This window comes from Patescibacteria group bacterium (assembly GCA_038065255.1).
Lineage (GTDB): Bacteria > Patescibacteriota > Patescibacteriia > JACQRZ01 > JACQRZ01 > JBBTRI01.
This window is the reverse complement of record JBBTRI010000015.1, coordinates 1-5,251: the sequence shown is the minus strand read 5'-3', so window position 1 is coordinate 5,251 and position 5,251 is coordinate 1. Positions and strand designations below refer to the sequence as shown.

At 48.3% G+C, this 5,251-nt stretch carries 2 protein-coding genes; both read left to right on the top strand.

Annotated features, from left to right (window positions below):
* On the top strand, positions 1-248 hold a 248-nt coding region (locus tag AAB400_03795), incomplete at its 5' end, for a hypothetical protein (GenBank protein ID MEK7649005.1).
* Positions 249-296: 48 nt separating this feature from the next.
* Positions 297-5,251, top strand: a 4,955-nt coding sequence (locus AAB400_03790; GenBank protein ID MEK7649004.1) for a hypothetical protein, incomplete at its 3' end; no start/stop codon positions are given.

Sequence of the window (5,251 nt, the reverse complement as noted above, 5' to 3'; positions counted from 1 at the left end):
TGCAAAAGGCAGTGAAAAACATTCAAGAGAAGGGCGCATTGGAACAGCAACAGCAAGGGGTATCTTCTGGGAATACTCGCAATGCAATAGACCCCGCAAAACTTGCAAATCCTTCCCTTTTGAGCCCCCAGGAAATTCGCACCATTCTTGAATCTTCCGGCAAGGTTCCTCTTGATGTGCTTCAAAAAGTTCCCGATGCTGCACTGAAAGATATTTTTATGAAAGCAGTTCAAGGAGTTCAAAAGTGATATGTTCTCTTTACGACATATCATAGAAGTGAGATAATAGAAATACATATGCACCTTCCCCACTGGGTACAGAAAATCATCATGAGTTTTTTGATCATCGGACTCCTTTTGCCGGGAGTCTATGTTGCGCTCACTCCCGCTCCTGCTGAAGCGCAACTCATCAACTTGGGCACCATGATTGATTTGACCGCTATTGCTAATTTTATCAAGAGCATTGCTGATAAGGTTTGGGAAGTCACCCAACTTGCACTCGAGATAGCGCTGTATAAAACCGTAAAATACGCCGTCCGCCAACTTGGAGATCAGAGCGCGCAATGGGTGGGTAGGCAAGTATCCGGAGGAGCGGTAGGGCAGGAGCCGCTTTTTTGGGAACAGACTCCCGGCATGATGCTTGAACAAGCCGGGGAAGCCGCCGGAGGATTTTTTATTGAAGGATTGGCAGAAAGCATTGCAACCGACCAACAGGGGGGATCCGGTTCACTGAAAGATCGCAGGGCAAAGGGAAATAAGGGTGCAGTTCTGCAGCAGGCGCAGCAGATTGTGAATCAGATGTGTAATCCCGACCCAAAGTTTAAATTCGACTTACTTGCGGGTATTATTGGCAATCTCTCCATTTCCATCGGTTTACCAATTCCACCGCTTGGTCTACCCCCCATCCCGGGTTCAAAAAAAACAGAAAAACCCGCTTGTACGTTTACGCAGGCCTATAGCAGTTGGAAAAAGGTTGTGACGGATACGGCCCTTGCTTATAATGATCAGCTTCTGGGAGCGATTGAACAAGCAAAAAATCTTCCCGGTCAATTGAAGGATTCATTTAATCAGGACATTGGGGATATCAACAATCAATTTCAGGATTTGATGAAGACTGATCTCGGTAGTCCTACCGCTCAAGCAGACCTTCAGCGGAAACTAACTGCACTTCAGGATTCACTAGAAGCAAAAACAGGGGTGTATTTCACGGGTGCAGATGCGGCGATTGACGTATCCGGCGGGACAAATGCGCTGAATGTGCTGAAATCGAAAACAGGGGATGCTATTTCAAAACTCTCCAATGACCCCTCCATCAAATCACAACTTGATGCAATAGATTTGACCCTTCAGGGTAAAACGGGTGTTCGGGCAAATAATCTCTATAGTAATCTCATCAAGAACCTTAATACAAAGAAGGATCAGCAGATTGCGAATACTGCGGAAGAAGTAAAAAAGATGGAGGATAAGGTTAGGGAAATTCAAGATGCTCGCAGAGCAGGAAAGCCTACGGGTTGGCAGGTGCTCCAAGACCTTACAGATCCGAATAAAGCGTCTGATCAGGCCGTTAATTCTCGTGTTCAAAACACCCTCCAGCAATTTTTGGCAAAGATGCATGAGGCAACTATCTTGCAGCGTACGGAAACCGGAGGTCCCAAGCCTCAGACAACACTTTCGGGGCAGGTTACTTCCCCATCATTTACCGTAGCAGCGCTTGTGTCTAGCAGCATTGCAGGGCAAGTAAACCAGGAAGGAAAGTTTACAGGGAATGCCGTAGTTGATGCCGCTGATCTTATAGGTGAATTTACCGATTCCATTTTTGCAAAGTCCGGACAGATGATTATGGAGGGCTTGACCAAAACCCTTGCTGATCAACCGGTTGCCCAACAAAGTAAGATAGAAGAACTTGCGGGAAGGCTTGAACAGCCCAGGACAGAATACGATACGGCATCTATCTATAGCAGTACGGGTGGAACAGAGGGTAGCGGAGGTGATGTTGGCGGAGGGGGCGGCGCCTATGGAACGGCGGATATTTCGGGTAGTGGAGACGGCAGTGCCATACCCGGTGTTAACACTCCATTTCCTGAACCGGCCGATGAAGGTGCGGATGTTGCTGCAGAAACAAATATACCTGGAAGCGATTATGGAGGCGGTTCTCCCGATGGGACAGGAGGCACTACGGGTACGGGTGGCGCAACGGGTGGTACGAGCGGTGGAACAGGGGGAACTACTGCTGGCGGTGCAACGGGCACAGGCGGTGCAGGCACTACAGGGAGTATTGCCGGTACGATTCTTCGCCCACTCTCGGATCTTATTACCAATCCATCAGCATCCATTCAGGCTGTGCGCCGCGCATCTATCGAGGCACGCATTTCTCGACTCGTTGCCCTTCCCCAATCCAAAGAAGAGCAAATTAATGTGGTAAGTAATCTTCAATCAGATTGCGTACCCGGATCTCCCGATTCTTGTACTATTCGCCCGCCGTTTGCTCAAGCAATTCAGAATAAGCTCACGATCGCCGAAGCCGTGAAAAAGTTTAAACAAACAGGTGGAGCAACAGGATTGGATGAAAACGCTATTTTTGGCTTTAAGCGTGCCTTGGGCAGTCAACAAGTGGAACCCGACCTTTCCCAAGGCATTCCGTATAGCTCCATGGTCATACTGCGAAAATATCGCATCTTACCGGTGGCATGGGAGCTGACGGCTCTCTACGTGCGCGACAATCCTGCAGCATGCGAGCAGCAGAACTGCACGCTAAAGTATGTCATGAATCAATTCGATAATTCCTCGAGCCCTTTTTATAAACTTATCGACCCTCATTGGGTACTGAAGTCTCCTGTTGCCAAGTGCATGCTCAAGGGGTATGGTCCACCAATTGAACAGAAGGGTACCGAGCAGGGTTCAACAAACGAAAATGCACAGTGGATATGCAGGGGTGATCCGACACTGGATAGGGGTATAAAGACTCCTGCAACAAATCCCCCTGAAGCAATCAAATGCCAAGTCGAATACAAAATTCAACCGCGCTCACAACTCTGTTTGGACCAGCAAACCTGTCTTGATGAAGATGGATCAGGCCGATGCAAAGCATATGGCTACTGCTTGGAAGAGAAAAAACGCTGGCAGTTCAGCGGAACAGAGTGCAAAAAGCGCTATAGCTCGTGCTTGTCGTTTACCAATACATCTACCGGCGTGACGTCATCGTTCCTGCGCGATTCGCTCGCGAGCGCAAATCTTGGGTATGGGTCAACGTGCTCTCAAAATGCTGCCGGATGCGCATGGCAGAGTAAAACACTTACCCTTCAGCCATCAGGACAAAATCTCCTATCGAATCCTGGAGCTGAACAGGGTGCGGCAAGTTGGACAGTGAGGGATTTTGGTATCAGTAGTTATGGTGGGAATGCGGAGGTAGAATCACATAATCCTTCATCGGGCAGTAAGAATTTTGTTACAGTGAATGATGGAGGTATGACACAGGAAGTAATCGTACAAACAGGAGCAACCTATACATTGACCGCACGTGCACGTGTACACTATATTAATGAACGCGGTGATAATTCTACTGGTCGACTTGTTGCAGGAACGTCACCAATAAACCGAAATCTTACTGACGTTGATTGCGATCTTGCTCGATACGACACGCCTCCAACGGTTGGCGATTGGATTCCTTGCTCAACGACATTTTTTGTCCCAAACCAAGCTGTTAGTACAACCACTATTCATGTAGGTTTCCGTGCTGAAGACGGCACTCATCGTACTGATTTCGATGATCTTGTTCTTGTGCAGGGCGGCGGAGGTTCCAAGCTAAGCGATTACCAGTGGAGCAATATCAGTAAAGTGTACTTCACCACAAAAGTGCGTGATTCCTCGTGTCCGGCAGAAGCGGAAGGTTGTAGTGCGTTGATGCGGCAGGGCGATGTGGTGAACTTCGCGCCGCAGTCGGACACATTGGGGAATGATTACCGAGCCGATTCAACTAAAAATTGCGGTTGGCAGGAAGGAAGTTGGAGTTCATGTCCCTATGGCGGAGCAGATACAAAATGGGAAGAAGTCAAAAATATACAGTCGCCGAATGGTAGTATCGAGCCTCTTGGTAAACTTTCAAAAACAACCGGTACCGGTGATTACCGCTTGCATCTTCATAAAGCAAGTCATGGACTCGAATCGGTACTTGGTAAGACATTTACTTTTTCCGTATGGGCGAAATCTTCAACAAATGCATCATTGACTCTGGCGTTGGGTAGCGATCAGGATCAAGGAAGCAGTGCGTGTACTACGACAAATGAATGGACGCGTTGCAGCTTTACTTATACGTCATCGATAGATGCATCAAAATATTCACGACCAGATGAATTGCGTGTATATGTATACGTCAGTCCTTCTGTTGATTATTACGTGTATGGCGCACAAGTCGAGCAGAGTCCATTCCCGACAGACTATGTAAAGAACAATCCTTCCGATCGGCAAGGAACAACGTTTGCCAAGATAGCGCCGTCATACTATGGCTGCGACCAGAACCTCACAGGATCGGATACCATCAAACCCGTTGGATACAAAAAAGACATTTGCAAAGGTTTTTCGCTCCACTGTCCCGCATCTTATGCTGGTTGTAGTTCATATACTCCGACTAACGGTGATCCTCTCGTAAGTGGTATTCAGCCATTGGCATGCGATGCGGCATGCATAGGCCTTACACGCTTTGTCCAGGTGGCAAACCAGTTTGAAGCAGCTACTTCACCAAGTCCTCTGAAGTCTTCTTATGATTTTATCCCTTCCACAGCACAAATGTGTACCGCAGACCAAGCTGGCTGTGATGAGTATACCAACCTTGAAGGAGGCGCTGCCGGAGGAGGAGAACAGCGTGATTACTACACGGCGCTTACGAAGTGTGTCAAAAAACTTTCCAATCCGGAAGACCAGCGTGCAGCTCGTCAGGACGTGTTCTATAGCTGGACAGGTTCAGAAACAGGTGGCGCACAACTGGAGAAGTTCTTGGTTGTTTCCAAGGATGAAACGGCAAAGAGCCCAACCTGTTGGAAGAATCCGTCTGCGGGTATGCGAGTGGTTGGCAGTTCGGATACATGCGATTGTGATAAAAATACCAACGGTCCCGGCAGGCCGCTCTGCCGCCAATTCTTCCGCCTCAACTCCGACGGTTCTCCAAGTACTACCCAGAGCTGGTGGCGTATTCAGGATGATCTTGTTTATGCAACAGAAAGTGCGGACTGTATCCAATATCGCAGGACTGCAGATGG